Annotated in this window: 20 protein-coding genes; 14 read left to right on the top strand and 6 right to left on the bottom strand. The window is 64.3% G+C overall.

All coding sequences use genetic code 11. The features are described 5' to 3' along the window. Window positions 1-144 precede the first annotated feature (144 nt). Window positions 145-510, bottom strand: coding sequence for a translation initiation factor Sui1 (locus tag RJQ10_RS09505; protein ID WP_350145953.1), 366 nt, complete (start codon window positions 508-510; stop codon window positions 145-147). Window positions 511-590: 80 nt separating this feature from the next. Between RJQ10_RS09505 and RJQ10_RS09500 the strand changes: the two genes are divergently transcribed. The 5 genes from RJQ10_RS09500 to RJQ10_RS09480 all read left to right on the top strand — a co-directional run bounded on the left by RJQ10_RS09500 (window position 591) and on the right by RJQ10_RS09480 (window position 6,372). Then, window positions 591-815: a SlyX family protein gene (locus RJQ10_RS09500; protein ID WP_350145951.1), complete on the top strand. Its 225-nt coding sequence runs from the start codon at window positions 591-593 to the stop codon at window positions 813-815. A gap of 109 nt (window positions 816-924) precedes the next feature. Then, a complete protein-coding gene (locus RJQ10_RS09495; RefSeq protein WP_350145949.1) occupies window positions 925-2,163 on the top strand; it encodes an acyl-CoA dehydrogenase family protein in 1,239 nt (412 codons plus the stop codon). A gap of 30 nt (window positions 2,164-2,193) precedes the next feature. After that, on the top strand, window positions 2,194-3,321 hold the full coding sequence (locus tag RJQ10_RS09490) for an acyl-CoA dehydrogenase family protein (protein WP_350145947.1): 1,128 nt from the start codon (window positions 2,194-2,196) through the stop codon (window positions 3,319-3,321). A 31-nt stretch (window positions 3,322-3,352) separates the two neighbouring features. Then, the gene (locus RJQ10_RS09485; protein WP_350145945.1) at window positions 3,353-5,062 is read left to right on the top strand and encodes an amidohydrolase; all 1,710 of its coding nucleotides are present in this window, start codon (window positions 3,353-3,355) and stop codon (window positions 5,060-5,062) included. 104 nt (window positions 5,063-5,166) lie between these two features. Then, window positions 5,167-6,372 carry a hypothetical protein gene (locus tag RJQ10_RS09480; protein WP_350145943.1) on the top strand — a complete coding sequence of 402 codons (1,206 nt, stop codon included), beginning with the start codon at window positions 5,167-5,169 and terminating at the stop codon, window positions 6,370-6,372. Between the two features lie 19 nt (window positions 6,373-6,391). Here RJQ10_RS09480 and RJQ10_RS09475 read toward each other — a convergent pair whose 3' ends face one another. The 3 genes from RJQ10_RS09475 to RJQ10_RS09465 form a co-directional block, all read right to left on the bottom strand. Then, window positions 6,392-7,069, bottom strand: coding sequence for a PaaI family thioesterase (locus RJQ10_RS09475; RefSeq protein WP_350145941.1), 678 nt, complete (start codon window positions 7,067-7,069; stop codon window positions 6,392-6,394). Between the two features lie 26 nt (window positions 7,070-7,095). Continuing rightward, the gene (locus RJQ10_RS09470) at window positions 7,096-8,247 is read right to left on the bottom strand and encodes an epoxide hydrolase family protein (RefSeq protein WP_350145939.1); all 1,152 of its coding nucleotides are present in this window, start codon (window positions 8,245-8,247) and stop codon (window positions 7,096-7,098) included. A gap of 84 nt (window positions 8,248-8,331) precedes the next feature. Further along, a complete protein-coding gene (locus RJQ10_RS09465; RefSeq protein ID WP_350145937.1) occupies window positions 8,332-9,801 on the bottom strand; it encodes an SDR family NAD(P)-dependent oxidoreductase in 1,470 nt (489 codons plus the stop codon). Between the two features lie 197 nt (window positions 9,802-9,998). Between RJQ10_RS09465 and RJQ10_RS09460 the strand changes: the two genes are divergently transcribed. After that, a complete protein-coding gene (locus RJQ10_RS09460) occupies window positions 9,999-10,484 on the top strand; it encodes a hypothetical protein (RefSeq protein ID WP_350145935.1) in 486 nt (161 codons plus the stop codon). A 1-nt stretch (window position 10,485) separates the two neighbouring features. Here RJQ10_RS09460 and RJQ10_RS09455 read toward each other — a convergent pair whose 3' ends face one another. Then, window positions 10,486-10,821 carry a hypothetical protein gene (locus RJQ10_RS09455; RefSeq protein ID WP_350145934.1) on the bottom strand — a complete coding sequence of 112 codons (336 nt, stop codon included), beginning with the start codon at window positions 10,819-10,821 and terminating at the stop codon, window positions 10,486-10,488. A gap of 160 nt (window positions 10,822-10,981) precedes the next feature. On the opposite strand from RJQ10_RS09455, the gene RJQ10_RS09450 reads away from it, so the two are divergent. The 6 genes from RJQ10_RS09450 (at window position 10,982) to RJQ10_RS09425 (ending at window position 17,684) form a co-directional block, all read left to right on the top strand. Continuing rightward, window positions 10,982-12,055: an alpha/beta hydrolase gene (locus RJQ10_RS09450; RefSeq protein ID WP_350145932.1), complete on the top strand. Its 1,074-nt coding sequence runs from the start codon at window positions 10,982-10,984 to the stop codon at window positions 12,053-12,055. Then, window positions 12,052-12,795, top strand: a complete 744-nt coding sequence (locus RJQ10_RS09445; RefSeq protein WP_350145930.1) for a lysophospholipid acyltransferase family protein — start codon at window positions 12,052-12,054, stop codon at window positions 12,793-12,795. The genes RJQ10_RS09450 and RJQ10_RS09445 overlap by 4 nt, the downstream gene beginning before the upstream one ends. Then, window positions 12,788-14,701 carry an aminotransferase class I/II-fold pyridoxal phosphate-dependent enzyme gene (locus RJQ10_RS09440; protein WP_350145928.1) on the top strand — a complete coding sequence of 638 codons (1,914 nt, stop codon included), beginning with the start codon at window positions 12,788-12,790 and terminating at the stop codon, window positions 14,699-14,701. Before RJQ10_RS09445 ends, RJQ10_RS09440 begins: the two co-directional genes overlap by 8 nt. Before the next feature lie 83 nt (window positions 14,702-14,784). Next, window positions 14,785-15,504, top strand: coding sequence for a dienelactone hydrolase family protein (locus RJQ10_RS09435; RefSeq protein ID WP_350145926.1), 720 nt, complete (start codon window positions 14,785-14,787; stop codon window positions 15,502-15,504). 5 nt (window positions 15,505-15,509) lie between these two features. Next, window positions 15,510-16,136 carry a maleylacetoacetate isomerase gene (gene maiA, locus RJQ10_RS09430; protein ID WP_350145924.1) on the top strand — a complete coding sequence of 209 codons (627 nt, stop codon included), beginning with the start codon at window positions 15,510-15,512 and terminating at the stop codon, window positions 16,134-16,136. Between the two features lie 36 nt (window positions 16,137-16,172). After that, a complete protein-coding gene (locus RJQ10_RS09425; protein WP_350145922.1) occupies window positions 16,173-17,684 on the top strand; it encodes a TLP1 C-terminal extension domain-containing protein in 1,512 nt (503 codons plus the stop codon). 70 nt (window positions 17,685-17,754) lie between these two features. Here RJQ10_RS09425 and ltaE read toward each other — a convergent pair whose 3' ends face one another. Continuing rightward, window positions 17,755-18,768, bottom strand: coding sequence for a low-specificity L-threonine aldolase (gene ltaE / locus RJQ10_RS09420; protein WP_350145920.1), 1,014 nt, complete (start codon window positions 18,766-18,768; stop codon window positions 17,755-17,757). Window positions 18,769-18,974: 206 nt separating this feature from the next. On the opposite strand from ltaE, the gene RJQ10_RS09415 reads away from it, so the two are divergent. Both RJQ10_RS09415 and RJQ10_RS09410 read left to right on the top strand, forming a co-directional pair. Continuing rightward, window positions 18,975-20,183, top strand: a complete 1,209-nt coding sequence (locus RJQ10_RS09415; protein ID WP_350145918.1) for an acetyl-CoA C-acetyltransferase — start codon at window positions 18,975-18,977, stop codon at window positions 20,181-20,183. 33 nt (window positions 20,184-20,216) lie between these two features. Beyond that, the gene (locus RJQ10_RS09410; protein WP_350145916.1) at window positions 20,217-22,364 is read left to right on the top strand and encodes a 3-hydroxyacyl-CoA dehydrogenase NAD-binding domain-containing protein; all 2,148 of its coding nucleotides are present in this window, start codon (window positions 20,217-20,219) and stop codon (window positions 22,362-22,364) included. Window positions 22,365-22,384: the final 20 nt, after the last annotated feature.

Here is a 22,384-nt window from a genome sequence, read left to right as displayed (position 1 = left end):
AATAAAAATAATGGCTTGCAGCGGACTATTTACAAATATTTTGGAAAGCTACTGTAACTGGGTTGTTTCAGGCTCGCGCCGACCGGAAAACGTCGAATAAATTTCGACAAATTTCGGGTAAAATGGGTTAAATTCCATAAAAATTCAGCCTCCGGCAATTTTTACCCGAAATCCCAGTCGCTCCAATTCTGGCTGCAGGATTTGCCGCTGGTCGCCCTGGATTTCAATTTCGTCGCCCTTTATCGAGCCACCGACACCGCATTTCTGCTTCAGCTTGCTGGCGAGTGCCTTCAGTTCCGCAGGCGCCAGTGGCAGGCCGCGTACCACGGTGACCGCTTTGCCACCGCGTCCCTTGGTCTCGCGGTGCAGGCGGACGATGCCGTCACCCACCGCCGCGGGGCGTGCATTGCCGCAAACGCAGGCCGCTTCCGGGCGCTGGCACTGCGGGCAGAGCCGGCCGCCATCAGTAGAGTAAACCAGGCGGGAATTTGTGCGGTCGCGTTTGGCCATGGAGGTCCTCGAGCATTGAGCGATGGCGCGGAGTATATTAGCCTCCGTGCTGCAATTGAACCGCGCCGCCCAGGTCCCCCATGAAGAAGAAAGAACTGCAACGACAGCTGGAAGAGCTGCAAAGCCAGATGGCGTTCCAGGATGACGCCCTGCAGGCACTGCAGGCCGCGCTGGCTACCCAGCAACAGGATCTGCTGACCCTGCGACGCCAACTTACCCTGCTCAAGCAGCGTCAGGATGAGCAGGCGCAGCAGGCGGAGGAGGGCCCGGTGGCGCCTGTGGACGAGGTTCCTCCGCACTACTGATGAACTCGTCGCACTCCGCGCCAGTCTGGGCCGACTTGTCGCTGTGGGTGCAATCCACCAGACTTCTACCCCGCTAACCGTCACCGACACCCGAAAGAGGAAGCCAATAATGTCAGAGGACACCGCCCGCAAGGATACGCCGGAGCAGGCCGAGTTTCGCAGTTTCTGCCGCAACTGGCTGCAGGCCAACAAGCCGGGCGAGCCGCCGGTACGCCTGCCCCAGTCACCGCTGGAGATCATGACTCCAGAGCAACTGGGCTACCTGCAGGCCTGGCAGAAGTCGGCCTGCGATGCGGGGTTGATTGGTTGCGACTACCCGGTGGCAGTCGGGGGCGGTGGGCGCAAGGATTGCCAGAAGATCGCCAACGAAGAGATGCTGGCCGCGCGGACACCGTTTCTGCCCAATGTGATTGGCCTCGGCATGGCCGCGCCCACCGTCTTCTACCACGCCCGCGATGAGGTCAAGGCCGAACTGCTGCCGCGCCTGTTTTCCGGCGAGGACATCTGGTGCCAGGGCTTTAGCGAGCCCGGTGCGGGCTCCGACCTGGCCAGCGTGCAGACCTTTGCCGAGCGCAAAGGCGAAAAATGGGTGATCAACGGCCACAAGGTGTGGACCTCGCTGGCGCATTTCGCAGAGTGGATGATCATCCTGCTGCGCACCGACAAGTCGCACAAGTACGATGGCCTGTCCTATTTCGTGGTACCGATACGCGCTGCGCTGGGGAAGGGAGTTACCGTGCGTCCGCTGATCAAGATCACCGGCGAAACCGGGTTCAACGAGGTGATCTTCGATGATCTCGAGGTCGATGACCGGTATCGCCTCGACGAACTGGGCAAGGGCTGGCAGGTGGCGATGACCACGCTGTTGCACGAGCGCGGTGCCGGTGAGCTGCAGACTCCTCGCGCCGGTGGCATGAAGAACAAGTCCAGCCATAACATCTCCACTGGCGCAGTCATCGAGCTGGCGAAAAACACCCGGCGCGGCCAGGGCACGGCGGCCGACGATCCTGTTCTGCGCGACAAGCTGATGCAGCAACTGATCCGGGAAGAAGGCTTGAAGCAGAACCAGCGCCGCACCCGGGTCCAGGCACTGCTGGACCACCCCATGCGCCTGCCCCTGCAAAACAAGCTGCTGGCCAGTGAGATCGCCCAGTCCGTCAGCGCCCTGGCGCTGGAGGTTGAGGGCATCAGTTCCTCCCTTTACCTGGCGGATGGCAATGCACCGGCTGGCGGCCAGTGGCCGATGGCCTACATGAATTCCTACGGCATGACCATTGCCGCCGGCACCAGCGAGGTGCAACGCAATATCCTGGGCGAGCGCGTGCTCGGCCTGCCCAAGTCCAAATAAGCTGGCGCCCGCGCATCTGGAGACCAAACCATGGCACAACCCAACAATTACGGCTTCGGCGAAGAAGCGGCCCTGCTCAAGGAGTCGGCCCGCAAGTTTTTCCGCGAACATTTTGCCACCGACAAACTGCACGCCCTGGTCGCTGCCGATCACAACCCGGACCGGCCACCCGTCTGTCACTGGGACCGCGAACTGTGGCAGCAGCTGGTGGAACTCGGCTGGACGATGCTGGCGGTGCCGGAATCCGCCGGCGGCGTCGGCATGCCGGTAGCCGCCGTGGCGGGACTGGTGGAGGAGCTGGGTCGCGCGGCTTTTCCCTGCCCCCTGCTGGGTACCTTGAACGCGACTTACACGCTGGTCGGCTGCGGAGCTGACGGGGAGGCGGCCCTGGCCGACATCGCCGCAGGCGAGGCCGCGACGCTGGCCCTGACCAATCGCCACGGGGAATGGGACCCGGCGGCTACCGAGGTGGCGTATCGCGACGGCGCCCTGCACGGTACAGCCTGGTTCGTGCAGGATGCGGCCAAGTGCGACAAGCTGCTGGTCTGCGCCAGCACGGACAGCGGCGTCGGCCTGTTCTGGCTGCCTGTCAACGCTTCCGGTGTGACGCTGGAGGCGGATGCGATTGTCGATCTGACGCGCGATCAGGCCCATATCCGTTTTGACGGCGCGGCGGCCACGCAAGTCAGCGGCAACGCTCTGGCGGCACTCAATGGCGCTTTCCCGGCCATCTGGACCCTGTTGGCGGCGGACATGGTGGGAGCGGCCGAGTGGCAGCTGCAGACCACGGTGGAATACGTTGGTACGCGCCAGCAGTTCGATCGTCCGCTGGGGTTTTTCCAGGCCATCAAGCACCCGCTGGTAGAAGTCATGGTGCGGATTGATGCGGCCAAATCGCTGGTGTACAACGCCGCCTGCGCCTGTGACACCGAACAGGAGAAGGCTGCCCAATATGCACACATGGCCAAGGCGGCCGCGAGCGATATGGCGGCCTACGCCAGCAGCCGCTCAATACAAAGCCACGGCGGGATCGGTTTTACCTGGGAGTGCTATGCGCATCTGTACTTCAAGCGGCAGATACACTCGCAGATGCTGTGGGGAGACGGCGGCTGGCATCGGGCGCGACTGGCGGATATTGTGATTGGAGCTGCCGCCTGATTCCGGGCCAACCAGCAGAGAGGGTAGAAACATGAGTTGGAAGACCTGGCTGGCGGTGACGGTGGCGTTTGCCGCCGGCGCCTTTACGCTGTTTTCGATCGCGACACGACTGCCGGCAGCGCCGGAACACCAGGTCTTTGTCAACGGCGAAGTGCTTACAATGGATGCGGATAATCGGGTGGTTCAGGCCCTGTCGGTGCGTTCGGAGCGGATCGAGGCACTGGGCAGTAACGCCGAGATCATGGCGCTGGTCACCGATCGCACCGAGATTATCGATCTCGGCGGTCGCACCCTGCTGCCCGGGTTTATCGACGCCCACGGCCACTTCCCGGCGTCGGGCCTGGACACGGTTGCGGCGGACCTGAACAGCCCCCCGCTCGGCACGATCACGGATATCGACGGCCTGCTGGCGGCACTGCAGCAGCGCGCCGCCGCCGCGCCCGCAGGTGAGTGGATTACCGGCTTTGGCTACGACGACACCCTGCTGGCGGAGAGGCGCCACCCTACCCGCGAGGAACTCGACACGGTATCCAGCGAGCACCCCGTGGCTATCCTGCACATCTCCGGGCACATGGTGGTCGCCAACAGTGCGGCCCTGACGGCTGTGGGTATCGATGCAGATTCGGAAAACCCGGAGGGCGGCGTCATTGCCCGCCGCCCCGGCTCCCGCGAACCCAACGGGTTGCTGGAGGAGACGGCGCGTCTGCCGGTCGTGGCAAAAATGCTGGATCTGGGTGCCCTGGATTTTCTCGGCATGATCCGCGCCGCAGTGCGCGAGTACGCGCAATACGGTGTCACCACAGCCCAGTCCGGAGGAGTCGCGCCGGATATGGCACGCGGTCTGTCCCTGGCCAGTCGCCTCGGTGTCATTCCGCTGCGCTTGCTGCTGTTCCCCATGGAAGAGGACTTTCGCCAGCTGATTGCCGACGGCAGCTACAGCCCCGACGATTTCGAGCGCGAGCGGTTGCAGATGGGTGCGGTCAAAATCATCGCCGACGGCAGTATCCAGGGCTTCACCGGTTACCTGACCCGGCCCTACCACACGCCCTACCACGGTGACGCGGACTACCGCGGCTATCCCGCCGTGCTCCGCGAGCGCCTGTTTGAACAGGTGCTGGCCCTGCACCGCGGCGGCTACCAGATCGCAGTGCACGGGAATGGCGACGCCTCCATTGATGATATCCTCGACGCCTTTGCCGCCGCCCAGGCCGCGCACCCGGCGGCGGACCCGCGATTCCTGCTGATTCACTCGCAAATGGCACGCAAGGACCAGATCGAGCGCATGGCGGAACTGGGCGTGACCCCGAGTTTTTTTGCTGCGCACACCTGGTACTGGGGCGACCGTCACCGGGATATCTTCATCGGCCCCGAGCGGGCCGCGCAGATCAGCCCCGGGGCCTGGGCGCAGCAGGCCGGCTTGCGCTTCACCTCGCATATGGACACCCCGGTCACGCCGATGCGGCCTCTGCAGGCTGTCTGGAGCATGGTCTATCGGGAAACCGTCAGTGGCGAGGTGCTTGGCCCGGAGCAGCGCATCGATGTCATGACCGCACTGCGAGCGGTGACCATCGATGCCGCCTGGCAGATCTTCCAGGAGGACAACCGCGGCTCCCTGGAGCCGGGCAAGTATGCTGACCTGGTGCTGTTAAGCGGCAGTCCGCTGCGTGACTCGCACGCCCTGCGACAACTGCAGGTGGACGGGACCTGGGTCAATGGCGCGCGAATTTACAAGCGCCGCTGAGCGAGACCGCGTGCCCGCGTGGACAGCGCGGGTGCTATCCGATATAACGTTCTGACCGGGCCGGGCTGGCAGGCCGGGGTTGCGCACAGGGGGAGCCGCGCCGAATGTATCGCTACAGTGTCGACAATACGATCATCTACACCTCGGAAGACCTGGTCCTGTTCAAGGAAGCTCCTTTCGCCTCCTGGATGGAGCGCCTGACCCTGGAAAATCCGGGTCACGGCATCCAGCCCGATGCGGACAGTGCGGCGCCTGGCAACACCATGCTGCGCCAGGACGACGTTGCCGGCATGCTGCGCTCGCAGGGTCGCAAGGTGGTACTGGTGGATTGGGAGGAATCCGAAGCCCTGCGCCGCGGTACGACCCTGGCGGCGATGGGTGATGGTGCCGACTTCATCGTCAACGGCCAGCTGGCGGTCGGGCCGCTCGCCGGTTCCAGCAATCTGCTGATGAAAACCAGCGGCTACTCTGAACTCGGTGATTACCTCTACGTTCCCTGTGACACCCAGGGCAAGACCAATCTGCACTCCGCGTTCCGCCTTTGCTTCCTGGCCGATCTGCTGCACAGCCTGCAGGGCGTTCTGCCGCCGCGCATGTTGATCATACGCGGGGGAGGGGACCTGCTGCCGCTACAGACGGAGGATCACATCTACCACTACCGGGCGGTAAAGCAGCGTTTCATGGAAGCGCAGCGCAACTTTCGCAAACACAGGATGCCCGATCCCTCACTCTCTGCGCACTTTGGGCGCTGGTCCCACTGTGCCAACGAGGTGTTGAAGCAGCGGGCGCTGCAACCGGAGGCGACCGCGGAGCCGCTGCCTGCAGAATCTGACCAGTCGGCGCCGGAGCGGGAACAGCTGCGGGAGTTCCCGCCGGTGCAGCTGTTGCTGACGTCGGTACAGGCGGGAACCGGTGGGGCGGCGGCCTGCGCGCCGGCGCCGATGCAGGCGGGCGCGGAAGTGGTGCTGGAGGATCTGTCGTTTATCGGCAGAGCTGCGCGGCAGGCCCGCGATCCGGCTGTGGAGCGTCGTCGCCGCCAGGCGCCGCCGCCGGCACTCGGCGACCCTGAGCCGGCAGTGGCGCGCCAGTCCCGTCCTGGCGATGCGCACCCGCTGGACCCACCTGGATTCAGCTTTGCCCAACGTCCGTCGGTGGCGGTGGCCGTGGAGCCGTTGGCGCCGGCGAATCCGGCGCCCGGTTCACGCCGGGCCAGCGGTGGCCTGGTGGATCGCGATGATGAAATGGATGGCCGCTTCACCCCGGTGCCTTTTTCCGCCAGCCTCAACACGCGCGACGCGGTAGACGACTAGGGCAGGCCCCGGGCTGTGCTCAGCTCATCTGCAGCAGGGGTTTCGTCGGTCTCACGAACAGGCATTCGCAGCTGGCGGTGAGGATCCCGTCGGCGTGCATTTCTCCGCTCACGACCGTCTTTCGGCCCACGCTCTCCTGCACCTGTGCAGTGAGCTCCAGGTCGGTGTTCAGCGGCGTGGGGCGGTGATAGCGCACACTCAAGGTGCCGGTCATGCCGGGATTTTTGCCTGCCAACTGCGCCATGCCCAGGAACTGGTCGAAGATGGCGGCGACAAAGCCGCCGTGGATGAAGCCAGGGGGTCCCTCATAGGCGTAGCCGCAGCGCACAGTGCCAAATGCCCGGTCGCCCTTGAGCCACATGTTCAGCTGCGGTGACAGGGGGTTGCTCCAGCCGCCCAGGGCATTCAGTTCATGATTAACTTCACCGTGGCCACCGTGCTTGCCGTCGCCCAGGAAGGCCAGTAATCCACGCAGGCGCGGTCTGGCGGCAAGGGCGGCCGTTTGGGCTTCCATCAGCTCGGCCAGGGCGTCGATTTCCCCGGTGGTGGCGTCGCTGGTGACCAGCACATCAATCATTTCCCGCAGGGCCTGGGCCGCCCGCCGCTTGGCCTCCCAGTGGGGCGAGAACGGCGGGGAAACTTCCTCGGAAGTGAAGGGATTGAAGACGGATTCAGTGCCGTCGTGGTCTGGAAACATCGGCTTATCCTGCTGTGTCGCGGTGTTCAGCGCAGCTTGCGGAAGCAGTCCCGCAGCTCGCTGATCATCAGGTGTGGCTGTTCCAGGGCCGCGAAGTGGCCACCGACCGGGAGTTCGTTCCAGTGGATGAGCTGGGAAAATCGCTTCTCCGCCCAGCGCCGGCTGCTGCGAAAAATCTCTTTGGGGAAGATCGAACAGCCCACCGGCATGGTAATCGGATCGAAGTTGGGGCTGCCGAAGCTTTCCCAGTACAGCCGGGCGGAACTGGCGGCGGCGTTGTTGAGCCAGTAGAGCATCACGTTGTCGAGCAGCTCATCGCGCTCGATCACATGCTCGGGGTGTTTGAGCCCGTCCTGTTCACAGTCGGTCCAGGCGTAGAACTTCTCGATAATCCAGGCCATCTGGCCGACGGGTGAGTCCGCCAGGCCGTAGCCCAGGGTTTGCGGCCGCGTGGACTGCTGTTTCGAGTAGCCGGAATCCCACCGGTCGTAGTAGCCCATTGACTCCAGAGCGGCCTGTTCCTGCGGGCTGAGGTCGTTCATGGTGTCCGGGTCCGGTGCCACAATGGGCATGTTCACATGTATCCCGGCGCAGTGGGTGGTTTCCGTCAGGCCCATGCTCTGGGTGATCATGCTGCCCCAGTCGCCTCCCTGGGCTACATAGCGGTCGTAACCCAGGCGCGCCATCAGCTCACCCCACATGCGCCCGATCACTTCCACCGACGTCCCGGTGGCTTCGGGCTTGCCGGAAAACCCGTAGCCCGGGAGAGAGGGAATCACCAGGTGGAAGGCATCGGCGGCATCGCCGCCATCCGCCACCGGGTCCACCAGCGCATCGATAATATGGCGGAACTCAAGCACGGAGCCGGGCCAGCCGTGGGACACAATCAGTGGCATGGCTTCCGGGTGGGGCGAGCGAAAGTGAAGGAAATGTATATCCAGCCCGCGGATACGGGTGCGGAACTGGGGCCAGGCATTCATTTCCGCCTCGCAGCGGCGCCAGTCGTAGTCACTGGCCCAGTATTCCGCCAGCTCCCGGGTGTAACTCAGGGGTATGCCCTGGCTCCAGTCGTCACAGGTTTCCCGCTCGGGCCAGCGGGTCATCGCCAGACGCTGGCGCAGGTCGGTGAGAGCGGCCTCTGGGATGGCTATGGTGTAGGGTGAAATCTCTTCGCTCATGGTTTTCGTCCCCGAAGTGGACGTTAACCGTAGCCACAGCGGCCGCCCTATGCAAGCAGCCGCAAGGCTATCAGCAGTGGTGGTTCAGCTGCTCAGCCCGTGTGCATGGGTTGGGGGGGCGTTGCGTTCGGCTTTGGTCGGCCGCCTGCTCTGCTGCCGGGGAGCGGTGAAGTCCCGCAGGAACGGTTGCAGGGCTTCCCGCTCCGCCGCCTCGTCTTTGGTCTTGGCGAGCAGATGCGTGGTCCGCGGCTCCCGGTCCAGGAACAGCTTGCCTGTTACCTTGCCCGCCTCGCTGGCCACCGCCAGCCAGACGATGGTATCCGCGCCTTCCTCCGGACTGCGCAGAATGCGCCGGGTAAGCTTGTGGAATCCGGGTAGTGAGGTCTCTACTCCCGGGGTGTCGGCCCAGCCGGGGTGCATGGCATTGACGACGATGTCGTCGCTGGCCCAGGCCTCGGCCCACTGCTCGGTCAGCACCATCAGTGCCCGCTTGCAACGGGCATAGGCGACACTGCCGGAATAGCCTTCCTCCCGGGCGACCAGCTTGCCGACCCGCAGTGGTTGCGAGTACATGCCGCCGGACACCACGTTGACTACCCGGCCCTCTGGCGCTGCTGCGAGCAGCGGGCGCAGGCCCTCAGTAAGCCGATAGGGGCTCAGCAGCAACAGGGCAAAGCTCTGCTCGATACCTTCCAGGGTCTCGCCGCGGGGGTTGAACAGCGCACCGGCGTTGTTGATGAGCACGTCAATCGGCCGGCCCCGGCGCAGCAGGCGCTCGATCAGGCGCTGTACCTCGGCCATCAGGCTGAGATCAGCCACCTCGACAAAGATCGCCGTGTTGCCGGTTTCGCGCTGCAGTTCATTCACCAGCTCAGTCGCTTTGGCTTCGTTGCGAATGACCAGGGTAAGGGATGCCCCGCGCTCGGCCAGTGCCCGGGCGGTAGCCAGCCCCAGTCCGGAGCTGGCGCCCGTGATGACCACGTGTTTGTCGCCCATCCACGCCGACATCGGGTTCCAGTAGCGTTGCCCCTTGCTGTAGCCGCGACGACTGAAATGGGCGACGCCGGGCAGGATCCAGCGGTCGGCGCGGGCGCTGCTGGCGGAAATGGTCGGCGCGGGGTAGTCGTCCTCGAGAGCGCGTTTCATGCCCTGAACCGAGTTGTATCCCATCTTCTCCATGCCCTTGCGCAGCGCTCCCTGCGCCGGTCCCAGGGGGATCTTGAAGTTGAAACTGGCACGGTAGTCTATGTGGGTTCCCGTGGCTGTCTCGGAAAAATGAATGACATCGTCAACCTCGAACAGCCGACAGCTGCCGTGCAGCTCGATGGCCTTGTCGGGCTCCAGGTGGGTCACGGTGTAGAGCAGGTCCACGGAGCCCACTGGCATTTCGCAGGTGACGTTGAACCGTGTGCCCACGGCGACAGGGCCTGCGCTCAGCTTCTCTGCCGCGATGGCGGTAGCATCCCACTCGGCGGTAGTGCGGAAATCCTTGATATAGTCGAACGCCTCCCGGACCGGGCGCGGTACGTCTATTTTTTCATGCAGCACGATCATGTGCGTTCGACCTCTTTGGCTAAGTACCCGTTTATACGCCAGACTGAGCCACACAGATTTCTCCGCGGCCTGCTGCCAGTATAGACCCCCCGGCGCAGGTGCGCGGGGCGCGCCCGTCGCACGCGACAGGCTGAGGGTATAGAATCGCACTTTGCGGGCAACCATCGCCCGCACCTGGACAGGCAGTGGAGTGCACGATGCGAGGCTATGGCAGAGAATTTCCACGACCAGCGCAGCTGGCCCTCCTGTTGGCGCTGTGGGCACCGATGGCGCTGGCCCAGTACGACATCCAGACCCGTCTTCCCAGCTGCGCCTCGCTCAAGTGGTCGGATGCAGTCCACCAGAGCTACCCGGATATAGAGGCGATCTGCCAGGGTGTCTATGAAAAGGACGGTGTGCTGTATGCCCGGGCGGAAGTGGAGGTGCTGCGGGTTAGCGGCAACCGCCTGACCCTGCGCACGCTGCACACCGATGACAGCCGCGGTCACCAGACCAGTATGCGGGTGGGGCCGAACTGGCGGGCGCGGATCGACGGCAAGGATTATCGCGCCGGGGAGCTGATCGGCGGACAGCGTCTGACGGTGTACATTCCGCAGGACCGTTTCGCGTTTGCTCTTGATGGCGCAAGCGGTGTCGCCGAGTACGATGACACTCCTGCGGAGGGCGGTGAAGCCCCGGAGTAGCCTAGTCTTCCACCCAGACACGGCGCAGGGGTTCGCCGAAGTCGTCGTAGAGTGTCTTGCGCCGGGGCTGCGGCCGGCGGCTGCGCTTCGGCCCCGGGTTGCGTTTGAGCAGGGCCTTGCGGCGCTGCTCAATGGCGGCGACCACCTCCGGTACCAGGGTGCGCTCGGCCCGGGGTTCCAGAAACAGGCGGCGGGTCAGGTAAAGCGGTGCATCCAGCGGGTCCTTGCCGCTGATTCCCTGGGGTACGGATTCAACTTCTCCGCCCTTTTGCAGAAAGCGTCGAGTCTCGTTTTCCAACGCTTCCCGCAGCTCCGCCTTGCTTGGTGGTTTCTTCACAGTAATGAGCGCCTGCAGTGGGTTCCGACTGCTCGACCAAAATAGGCCAGTATAACGGCCCGGGCGCAGAATCATAGCTCGGCGGCGGCCCCCTGCCTCCGTTGTGCAGCGCGCCGGCATTCTGGTTTAATGCAGGCCTCGTTTACCCCGGAGTGATTCGATGGTCTGGTTTATCCTCGCGGTTCTGGTGCTTTTTGCTTTCAGTCTCCTCTTCCTGCGCGGGGAGGATCTGTCCCGCTACGATGCGCCGCCGCTGCCTGCACCGCAGGGCAAGCCCAGCCCGGAGCATGGAGCTGTACTGGCAAAGTTGGGTGAGTTTGCCAGCTCGGGACAAGCGCTTCGCGGCCGCGGCAGGTTGCAGGCGATACGAGGCTACATGGATTCGCTCAGCGACGGGATAGAATTCACCAGTCGGTTTCAGGAAGTTGCCGACGGCCAGTTGCGCGGGGAGTGGGTGCTGGCGCCGGGCTGTGATCCGCGCCGCCGACTGCTCTATATCCATGGCGGGGCCTGGTTTGCCGGGAGCCCCCGCAGTCACCGCGCCATCACCGACCGTCTGGCGCGCCTCACCGGCGCAGCGGTGTTGTCCCTGGATTATCGCCTGATTCCCGAGCACCGCCGTCGCGATGGGATTGAGGATTGCCGCAATGCCTGGCGCTGGCTACTGGTGAATGGCCCCGAGGGCCCCGAAGCACTGGACTACGGCATGGTGGCAGGGGATTCCGCTGGTGGCAGCCTGACCCTGGGCCTGCTGGCATGGATCCGCGACGAGGGGCTGAGGGCGCCGGACGCGGCCATCGCGTTCTCGCCGTCCACCGATGTCACCATGAGCGGACCCAGCATGCGCTCTAACCTGGCCACTGATCACATGCTCGGGCCGCTGTTTGGCAAGCTGGCGCGCATACCGACCATCCTGCTCCTGTGGCTGACCTGGTTCAATAATCGCATCCTGCCTGCGCACCCCGATGTCTCGCCCCTGCGGGGCAATCTCGGCGGTCTGCCGCCTGTCCTGGTCCAGGCCAGCGAACAGGAAATGCTCCTCGACGATGCCCGACGCTATGTCGCCCGCGCCCAAGAGGCCGGCTCCCCGGTGGAGTTGCAAACCTGGCCCCACATGGTGCACGTGTGGCAGATGTTTACCCCGGATCTGCCGGAGGCCGAGGAAGCCTACGCCAATATCGCCGAGTTCCTTGCCAGCGCGGGCGTTCCAGTAGCTGAGGGCGGCGATCTGTGAATACGCTGCGCTCGGTGCTGGTGTTCCTGTGGATGGTCATCAGCGTCATACCGATGGGTGTAGGGCTTATCGTGTGTTCGCTGTTCATGAGTGACACCCGGTTGTGGTGGACCTTTGCCGTGCCCTGGCTGCGGGGCGTTATTGCCGCCGCCAGAATAGTGGGGCTGGTACGGTACCGGATTCACGGTGCGGAGAACCTGCCCAATGCCGAGGATATGCGCCGCATTGTTCTCTGCCCGAAGCACCAGTCGACCTGGGAAACCTTTTTCTTTCCCAGTATGACGCCGCATCCGCTGGCCTATGTCTTCAAGCACGAACTGCTGTACATCCCGATTTTCGGCTGGTGCCTGGCGCGGCTGAAAATGGTGCATATTGACCGCAGCAAGCGCTCCGAAGCCTGGGGCAAAGTGGCCGCGCAGGGCAGGGTGCTGATGGACCGGGGCAAGTGGATCATCATGTTTCCCGAGGGCACCCGCACCGAGCGCGGCGGCAAGGGCAGCTACAAGACCGGCGCGACCCGGCTGGCAGTCGCAACCGGAGCCAGCGTCATCCCGGTAGCTGTCACCTCGGGGCGATGCTGGCCACGACGGTCCTTCGCCCTTCGTCCCGGAGTGATCGACGTGTCCATAGGGACACCGGTGTCGGCAGTGGACCGCCGACCGGGCGAGTTAATGGAGGAGGTCGAGCGTTGGATCGAGTCCGAAATGCGGCGTCTGGATCCCGAGGTCTACCATGCGTGAACGTCATGCCAGGATAGCCCTGGTCAGTACCGACCAGACCTTTGCCACCGGGCTGGTGACGGAGCTCAATCGCTGCGCCGCCGGCGAACAGCGCAACCCGCAGCAGTGCGAGCTGCAGTTTGTCCATGCCCGTGACGCTGTGGAAGCACACCGTCTGGCCAGCGAGGACGGTCTGTTGCAGGCTCTGGTATTTGACGCGGTCACCCTGACCGCGGCAGCGCAGGCCATTGCCGATGTGGCGCAGCTGCGCCCGGAACTGGATCTGTACCTGATGCCGGAAGCGGGCACGGACTACGGAGAGCTGCAGGTGGAACTGCTTGACCGCCTCGACAGCAAGCCGGCGCACCTGTACCGCCAGATAAGGACCGCGATTCAACGCCGCGCCCGCACACCTTTCGCTGACACCCTGCGCGACTATGTCTACAGCGCCAAGGACGCCTGGCACACGCCCGGTCACTCCGGCGGCGACAGCCTGCGCGACAGCCCCTGGGTCAGTGACTTCTACCAGATGATGGGCGAGCACATCTTCAATACCGATCTGTCGGTCTCGGTGCAATCCCTGGATTCCCTGCTGGAACCGCACAGCGTGATCCAGGAGGCGCAGGAGCTGGCGGCCCAGGCCTTCGGCGCCCGCCACACGTTTTTCGTCACCAACGGAACCTCGACCGCGAACAAGGTGATCATGCAGCAACTGCTGGGTGCCGGCGGCAAGGTCATTCTCGACCAGGCTTGCCATAAATCGGTGCATCACGCGGTGGTGCTGTTCGGGGCCGAGCCCGTTTACCTGGCGGCGTCCCTGAATCCCCGGTTTGGTTTCTATGGTCCGGTACCGCGCCAGCGGGTACTCGATGCAATCGACGCCCACCCCGATGCCCGGCTGCTGGTGCTGACCAGCTGCACCTACGACGGCTTCCGCTACGATCTGGCGCCGATCATCGCCCACGCCCACGCGGCGGGCATCAAGGTGCTGGTGGACGAGGCCTGGTATGCGCACGGTCGCTTCCACCCGGAGCTGCGCCCCTGCGCGCTCGACTGCGCGGCAGACTACGTCACCCAGAGCACCCACAAGATGCTCTCGGCGTTTTCCCAGGCCAGCATGATCCACGTCTCGGATCCCGACTTCGACGAGCATCGGTTCCGCGAGAATCTCAACATGCACACCTCGACCAGCCCCCAGTACGCGATGATCGCGAGCCTGGATGTGGCCCGCAAGCAGATGAGCATGGAGGGATTTTCCCGGCTCCAGGCCTGCTTCGACATTGCCGCCCAGCTGCGTGAGGGTATCAATCGCACCGAAGTGTTCCGGGTGCTGGAGCTGGCGGATATGCTGCCACAGGAGCTGGACGGTGACGGAATCCGCCTCGACCCCTGCAAGCTCAGCGTGGATGTGACCGCCTCCGGTTACTCCGCGCGCCAGTTGCAGCTGGCGCTGTTCGAGGACCACGGAATCCAGATCGAGAAGGTGACCCACAATACCCTCAGTATTTTGGTGACCCTCGGGGCGACCGACAGCAAGGTGCTGCGCCTGCTCAATGCCCTCAACAAGCTGGCGCAGAAGGCGCCGGCCTCACGGGGTGCAGCCGTTACCCGGCGCACGGTCACCCCGTTGCCCGCCCTCAGTGACTTTGCCTGCCTGCCCCGGGACGCCTACTTTGGCCCGTCCCGGGTAGTGCCCCTGAACGCCAGCGGTCGCGGCGTCAACGAAGCGCTGGTGGGCGCCGTCAGCGCGGACCAGATCGTGCCCTATCCACCGGGTATTCCGGTGCTGGTGCCCGGCCAGGTGATCACCAGCGATATCGCCCACTTTCTGTTCGATCTGCACCACGGTAACACTGGCATCGAGATTCACGGCCTGCTGGAGGAGGGGGAGGAGCCCTGCCTGCGCGTGCTGCAGGGGCTGGCCTGACACCGGCGCATGGTCTAGGCTATGCCATTTTTCGCGCGCCGGGACGAGTGTTCGGCGCTTTTGACCACGGAGGTGTATTAACCATGGCTATCCAGACACGACACATTGAATACCAGCACGAGGGCGTGACCTATGAGGGCATGCTGGCCTGGGACGATTCCGCCGCCGGGCCGCGCCCGGGGGTGGCGGTAGCCCATACCTGGGCCGGGCGCAGCGAGTTCGAGGAGCAGAAGGCCGTGGATCTGGCGCAGCAGGGCTACGTGGGCTTCGCCCTGGATATGTTCGGCAAGGGCGTTCGCGGTGAGGGAGCGGAGCAGTGCCAGGGCCTGATCGCGCCGCTGCTGGCGGATCGAGCCCTGCTGCAGGATCTGGTGACGCTGGCGATTGCCGTGATGAGTGAGCAGGCAGAGGTGGACGCCACACGGGTTGCGGCCATGGGTTACTGCTTCGGCGGCCTGACTGTGCTGGACCTTGCCCGCACTGGAGCCGATGTGCGTGGCGTGGTCAGCTTCCACGGCCTGTTCAACGCGCCCGACAATACGGCGGGCAACAGGATCGCAGCGAAGGTGCTTTGTCTGCACGGCTACGATGACCCGATGGCCACGCCGGACAGCCTGTTGGCGCTGGCGCAGGAACTGAGCGCGGCCGGCGCCGACTGGCAGGTGCACGCCTACGGCAACACCCTGCACGCCTTCACTAACCCGCAGGCCAACGATCCCGGTTTCGGTGCGGTCTACAACGCTGCCGCGGACCGCCGCTCCGCGCAGTCACTGCAGAATTTCCTGCAAGAGGTGCTGGCCTGACTCCCATGAAACTCTACGATTACTTCCGTTCCTCCGCCGCTTTCCGGCTGCGGATCGCGCTGAACCTGAAGGGGCTCGCCTACGAGTCCGTGGCGGTCAACCTGGTGACCAACGAGCAGCGCGATGCCGGTTTTCTCGCCCTGAACCCGCAGGGGCTGGTGCCTGCGCTCGCAACCGGCGACGGCGAGCTGCTGACCCAGTCGGTTGCGATACTCGAGTGGCTGGAGGAGGAGTACCCGGAGCCCCCGCTGTTGCCGCAGGACGCGTTGGGTCGAGCCCGGGTCCGGGCCATGGTGCAGGCCATTGCCTGCGATATTCACCCGCTGAACAACCTGCGGGTGCTGCGTTACCTGGTCAATGAGCTGGGAGTTTCCGAGGACGCCAAACTGGCCTGGTATCACCACTGGATCGCGCTGGGTTTTGCGGCCCTGGAGCAACAGGTCGGCGGTGAATGCTACTGTTTCGGTGATGCTCCCAGCCTCGCCGATGCCTGTCTGCTGCCCCAGATGTACAACGCCCGGCGCTTCGGCCAGGATCTGCAGCCCTATCCGCGGCTGCAGGCCATTGCCGCCCACCTGGAGCAGCTTCCGGCATTTGCTGCCGCCTCTCCGGAAGCGGTCGCCCCGGTCTGACCCCGGTCCCCATCGCTGGCACAGGTGAACCACCCAATGAATGACAGCCAACCCATACTCGTCGCTCACGCCCAGCACACCTGGCGGGATCGCGATGCCAGCCGCAGCCCGCTGGACGCCCTGGAAATCGTGTCTCGCAGCGCCCTGGCGAACGCAGCCTGTCGCGGCCTGCTGCAGAGCATCGACACCGTTGTGACTGTGCCGTCTCTCGCCACCCAGGTTCCGGATCTTGCGGGACTGACACCGGTCAACACCGGCTCTGCCCTGTGTCAGCGCCTCGGTTTGCAGGCCGAAACCTTCAGCACCGATGTCGGCGGCAACACCCCGCAGCTGATGGTGAACTATTTCGCTGACCGGTTGGCGGCCGGCACTTCAAAAGCTGTACTGGTGGCCGGCGGAGAGCTATTCGCCACCCTGTTTGCGGCCCTGTCCTCGGGCCAGGACATCAGCCACTGGCAGCTTGGCGGCGACCAGCCCGCAGTCCAGCTCGGCTCGCCGCGGGAACCGGCCAACGCGATTGAGCAGGCCCACGGCATGTTCGAGCCGATCAATACCTATCCCCTGTTCGAGAGCGCCCTGCGTCACGCCCGAGGCTGGGATCGCGAAACCCACTTGCAGCGACTGGGTCAACTGGTCAGCGGCATGAGTGCGGTGGCGGCACAGAACCCCTGTGCCTGGCGTCAGGAGTTCCTGACGCCGGAACAGGTGCTGGACACCAGCGCCGGCAACCGCATGATCACCTGGCCCTATACCAAGGTCATGAATGCGATCCTGGCGGTGGACATGGCAGCCGCTGTGATCATGACCACCGTCGGTGAGGCGCGGCGCCTGGGCATCGATTCTGAGCAGTGGGTCTATCTGCGGGGGGGGGCGGAAGCCAACGATATATGGAATGTCAGTGAGCGACCGGTATTGCATGAGTCCCCCGCGATTGCCGCTTGTGCCGGTGCCGCGCTGCACATGTCAGGCCTGTCCCTGGACGCGCTGGACCGGTTCGACCTGTACAGCTGTTTCCCCTCCGCGGTACAGGTGGCCTGCGAAGCCATTGGTCTTGCGCTCGACGACCCGCGGGGTGTCACTGTCACCGGTGGCCTGACCCTGTTCGGAGGCCCCGGGAACAATTACTCACTGCACGGTATCGCCGAAATGGTCGCGCAGCTGCAGGCTGGGAATGGGCGTCACGGCATGGTGACGGCCAACGGCAACTATCTCACCAAGCACGCCGTCGGTGTTTATTCCCGCGACCCGGGTGACTCTCCCTGGCCGCTGGCACGCCCGGACCTGCAAACCACGCTGGATGCCGCGCCCCGCTTGCGAGTGGACGCGGCCGCCAACGGCGTGGGTACCATTGACGCCTGTGCGGTGGCTTTCGACAGGGAGGGGCCGGGCAGGGGTATCGTTCTCGGCCGCATGGGCGACGGCAGCCGGTTTGTCGCCAATACCCCGCGGGGCGACGCCGCAGCACTCGAGCGCCTGCTGGCGGACGACCCGGTGGGTGAGCAGGGACGGGTGACGCCCGGTGACAGGGTGAACAGTTTCGAATTCTGAGTCACCCGGATTGCGGCGAACGCCGGTTGCGCTGGATCGGCCGGCAACCGCGCGGATTCGGTGGCAGTGGTTAGCCCAGCGCCTCGCCCATCGCGGCGATAACGCGGTCGATGTCGGCGGCGGACACATCGAGATGCGTGACCAGGCGGATGGTCCGGCCTGCGGGAATCAGGATTCCGGCAGACCTGAGCTGCGCCTGGACAGCAAGCCCCCGCTCTGCCGAGGCCAGCTCGATATGCACCATGTTGGTGTTCACCACGCAGCGGGCAATGCCGGGCAGCGCGATCAGGCCCGCGTGCAGGCGCGCCGCGTTGGCATGGTCCTCCGCCAGACGGTCGACGTGGTGGTCCAGGGCGTGATCGATGGCCGCGGCAATAATGCCGGCCTGGCGCATGCCGCCACCGACCATCTTGCGCCAGCGCCGGGCCTCACGGACAAACGCGTGCGTCCCCACCAGAACCGAGCCCATGGGTGCTCCCAAGCCCTTGGAGCAGCACAGGCTGATACTGTCTGCATCCGCGGCCAGTTCTGCAATGGACCTGCCGCTGGCGATCGCGGCGTTGAACAGGCGGGCCCCGTCGAGATGAACGCGCAGGCCGTAATGGTCTGCCAGGTCGCGGACCTGGGCGGTGTAGCCTTCGGGCATGACACGTCCGGCGTGGGTGTTCTCCAGCGCCAGCAGCCGCGAGCGGGCGAAGTGCACATCATCCGCCTTGATCGCAGCCTGCATATCGCTGAGGGCAACTGTGCCATCGGCCTGCACTGGCAGGGGCTGGGGCTGGATACTGCCCAGCACGGCGGCACCGCCGGCCTCATAGAAATAGGTGTGGTAGGGCTGGCCGACAATGTATTCGTCGCCGCGCTGACAGTGGCTCAGCAGGGCGACCAGATTGCTCTGGGTGCCGGTGGGCAGCAGCAGGGCGGCTTCCTTGCCGGCCAGGGCTGCAACCCGGGCTTCCAGGGCATTGACACTGGGGTCATCACCGAAGACATCGTCGCCCACTGCGGCGGCGGCCAGTACTGCCCGCATGGCTGGCGTGGGGCGGGTCACGGTATCACTGCGCAGGTCTATCAAGCTGTCCATGGCGCTCCTGTCGGCGGTGTGGTGAGCATTGGCAAAGAAGGCTGGACTATAAAGCAGATGGCCGGCGCTGCACATCTCCCGGGGAATACGTGCGGCCCGGTGTCACTTTGGGTCAATTTTTTTGCCGGCTGGCATCATTGTCTTCGCCGACGGCAGCTCTCACTATGCGTGTTCACATTCTGTTTCATTGAGCAACGAGGGTACCTATGACACATCCCGCCTATATCTACGATGCTGTGCGAACTCCGCGCAGCAAGGGCAAGGCCGGTGGCAGCCTGTACGAGGTGAAGCCGGTGGACCTGGGCGCTGGCCTGTTGCGGGCCCTGCAGTCCCGGCACGACCTGGACACGGCCTATGTCGATGATGTGGTCATGGGTTGCGTCACGCCCGTGGGTGAGCAGGGCTCCGATATTGCCAAGATGATCGTGCAGAACGCGGACTGGCACGAGTCGGTGGCCGGTGTGCAGCTGGACCGGTTCTGCGCCTCCGGTCTGGAGGCGGTCAACATCGCCGCGCAGAAAGTGGCCTCGGGCTGGGAAGACCTGGTGGTGGCCGGTGGCGTCGAGTGCATGTCGCGGGTACCCATGGGCAGCAATGGCGGGGCCATGGGGGGAGATCCGGCGTTCAGCCTGAAAACCGGTTTTGTGCCGCAGGGCATTGGCGCCGACACCATCGCCACCCTGGAAGGCTGGAGCCGCGAGGATGTGGATGCCTTTGCCCTTGAGTCCCAGCGCCGCGCGGCCCACGCACGGGACAGCGGTTACTTTGACCGCTCCGTCATCCCGGTACGGGATCGCAACGGCCTGGTGATCCTGCAGCGCGACGACTTTATCAAGCCCGATACCACTCCGGAAGGTCTGGCGGGGCTCAAGCCCTCCTTCGCCATGCCGGGGCAAATGGGCTTTGACGATGTGATCCTCGCCAAGTACACCACCCTGGAGAAGATCAACCATGTGCACACGCCGGGTAATTCCTCCGGTATTGTCGATGGCAGCAGCGCGGTCCTGATCGGCAGCGAACGGGCCGGCAAGGATCTCGGCCTGACGCCAAGGGGGCGTATCGTCGCCACCGCGGTGCTCTCCACCGACCCCATCATCATGCTGACCGGTCCCGGTCCTGCGGCGGAGAAATGCCTGCGCAAGGCGGGCCTGAAAACGTCCGATATCGACCTGTGGGAAATCAATGAAGCCTTTGCTTCGGTGGCCATGCGTTACATGAAGGATCTCGACATTGATCACTCGGTGACCAACGTCAACGGCGGCGCGATCGCCATGGGCCACCCGCTGGGTGCGACTGGCGCCATGCTGGTCAGCATCATGCTGGATGAGCTCGAACGCCGTGGTCTCAAGCGCGCCATGCTGTCCCTGTGTGTGGGCGGTGGCATGGGGATCTCTACCATTATCGAGCGTGTCTAGACAGCCAGCGAACAGGAAAAGGATCGAGTGACGATGAGTGTATTCAAATACGAGAAAGACGCCGACGGCATCGTAACCGTCACCATGGACATGACCGGACCGGTCAATGCCATGAACGAAGAGTACCGGCTGGCGATGGATGAGACCATCGCTCGCCTGGAGGCGGAACAGGGGCTGTCGGGAGTGGTTCTCGCCTCGGCGAAAAAAGTGTTTTTTGCCGGCGGCGACCTCAACGACCTGCTGGCGGCGCAGCCAGGTGATGAAGCGGCTTTCATGGCCGAAGGGGAGCGGGTCAAGTCCGGCCTGCGTCGGCTGGAGAAGTTGCCGGTACCGGTGGTTGCGGCCATCAACGGTGCGGCGCTGGGCGGTGGCTTCGAGATTGCCCTGGCCTGTAACTACCGTGTTGCCTGCGATGATCGCAACGTGCAACTGGGTCTCCCGGAAGTGAGCCTGGGCCTGCTACCCGGGGGCGGTGGAGTGGTGCGCATGGTCAACCTGCTGGGCCTGGAGAAAGCGCTGCCCTACCTGCTGGAGGGCACCCGCATGGATGCAGCTGCCGCTCTGGAGGCGGGTCTGGTACACGCGCTGGTGGAGTCGCAGGAACAGCTGGTTCCCGCGGCGAAAGCCTGGATAGTGGGGCAGTCGGACAAGGCCGACGCCGGCCTGCAGCCCTGGGACCGCAAGGGTTTCCGGCTGCCGGGTGGTTCGGTCTCGAGCCCACAGCTGGCGCAGCTCATTACCGTTGCACCAGCCATGCTGCGAAAGAAAACCCGCGGTCTCATGCCCGCGCCGGAGGTCATCCTCGACTGTGCGGTGGAAGCCGCGCGGCTGGACTTTGATACCGCCCTGAAAATCGAGTCGCGGGGCCTCACCTGGCTGGCGATGACGCCGGTGGCGAAGAACATGATATCCACGTTCTTCTTTGCCATGAATCGGGTCAATCGCGGTGGTAGCCGGCCCCCGGCCGTGCCGCCCCAGAGCGTGACCAGAGTGGGTGTACTGGGCGCCGGGATGATGGGGCAGGGGATCGCCTACGTATCGGCCATGGCTGGCATTGAGGTGGTGCTCAAGGATATTTCTGTCGAGGCCGCCGAGAAGGGCAAGGCTTATAGCGAGGCGCTGCTGGCGAAGCGCGTGCAGCGCGGCAAGATGACCGAAGAGAAAAAGGAGCAGGTGCTGGATCTGATCCTGCCCACGGCCAGCAACGACGATCTCGCTGGCTGCGACTTCATTGTCGAGGCCGTGTTCGAGAACCTCTCCCTCAAGCACAAGATAACCCGGGAACTGGAAGGGCAACTGGCCGCGGGCGGGGTCTGGGGCTCGAATACCTCCAGTCTGCCGATTACCGAGCTGGCCGCTGCCAGCAGTAAACCGGAAAACTTTATCGGCGTTCATTTCTTTTCGCCGGTCGACAAAATGCCGCTGGTCGAGATCATCTGTGGGGAAAAAACCAGCGACGAGACCCTGGCCAGGGCCTACGACTACGCCCGCCAGATCAAAAAGACCCCGATCGTGGTCAACGACTCCCTCGGCTTCTTTACCTCGCGCACCTTTGGTACCTATCTGGACGAGGGGGTGCGTATGGTGAAAGAGGGACTGCATCCGGTGCAGGTGGAGAATATGGGCAAGGCCGTGGGTATGCCCGTGGGGCCGCTGGCGGTCTATGACGAAGTAAGTCTGGAGCTGAGTATCAAGGCCCAGGCCACCTGGGAGGAGATGGGCGAGCTCGACAAGTTCGGGGACGGCAGTGTTGCCCGCGATGTCATCAACGCCATGGTCGGGGAGCACGGCCGCGGCGGCCGCCATCACGGGGGCGGCTTCTACGAGTATGCGGCCGATGGCAGCAAGGCGATTTGGCCTGGCCTGCTGGAACTGTATTACCAGCCCGGGATATCAGTGCCCGAGCAGGATATGCGGGACCGGCTGCTGTTCCGGCAGGTGATCGAAGCCCTGCGCTGCCTGGAATCCGGCGTCCTGCGCACCGTTGACGACGGCAATATCGGTTCCATTATGGGAATCGGCGCGCCGCCCTGGACTGGCGGCTTTATCCAGTTCGTCAATACCTACGGCGTGGAACGCTTCGTGCATCGCTGTGAGGATCTGGCTGCTGCCTACGGCGAGCGTTTTCAGCCGCCGGCGATAGCGCGACAGAAACTGGCGGCCGGCGAGCTGTTCGAATAAGTCCCGGGGGTAACTGTTTT

It is taken from the genome of Haliea sp. (assembly GCF_040222615.1).
In the GTDB taxonomy this organism is placed as follows: domain Bacteria; phylum Pseudomonadota; class Gammaproteobacteria; order Pseudomonadales; family Halieaceae; genus Haliea.
Note: the sequence above shows the minus strand (reverse complement) of the source record. Positions and strands in the feature narration are given on the sequence as shown.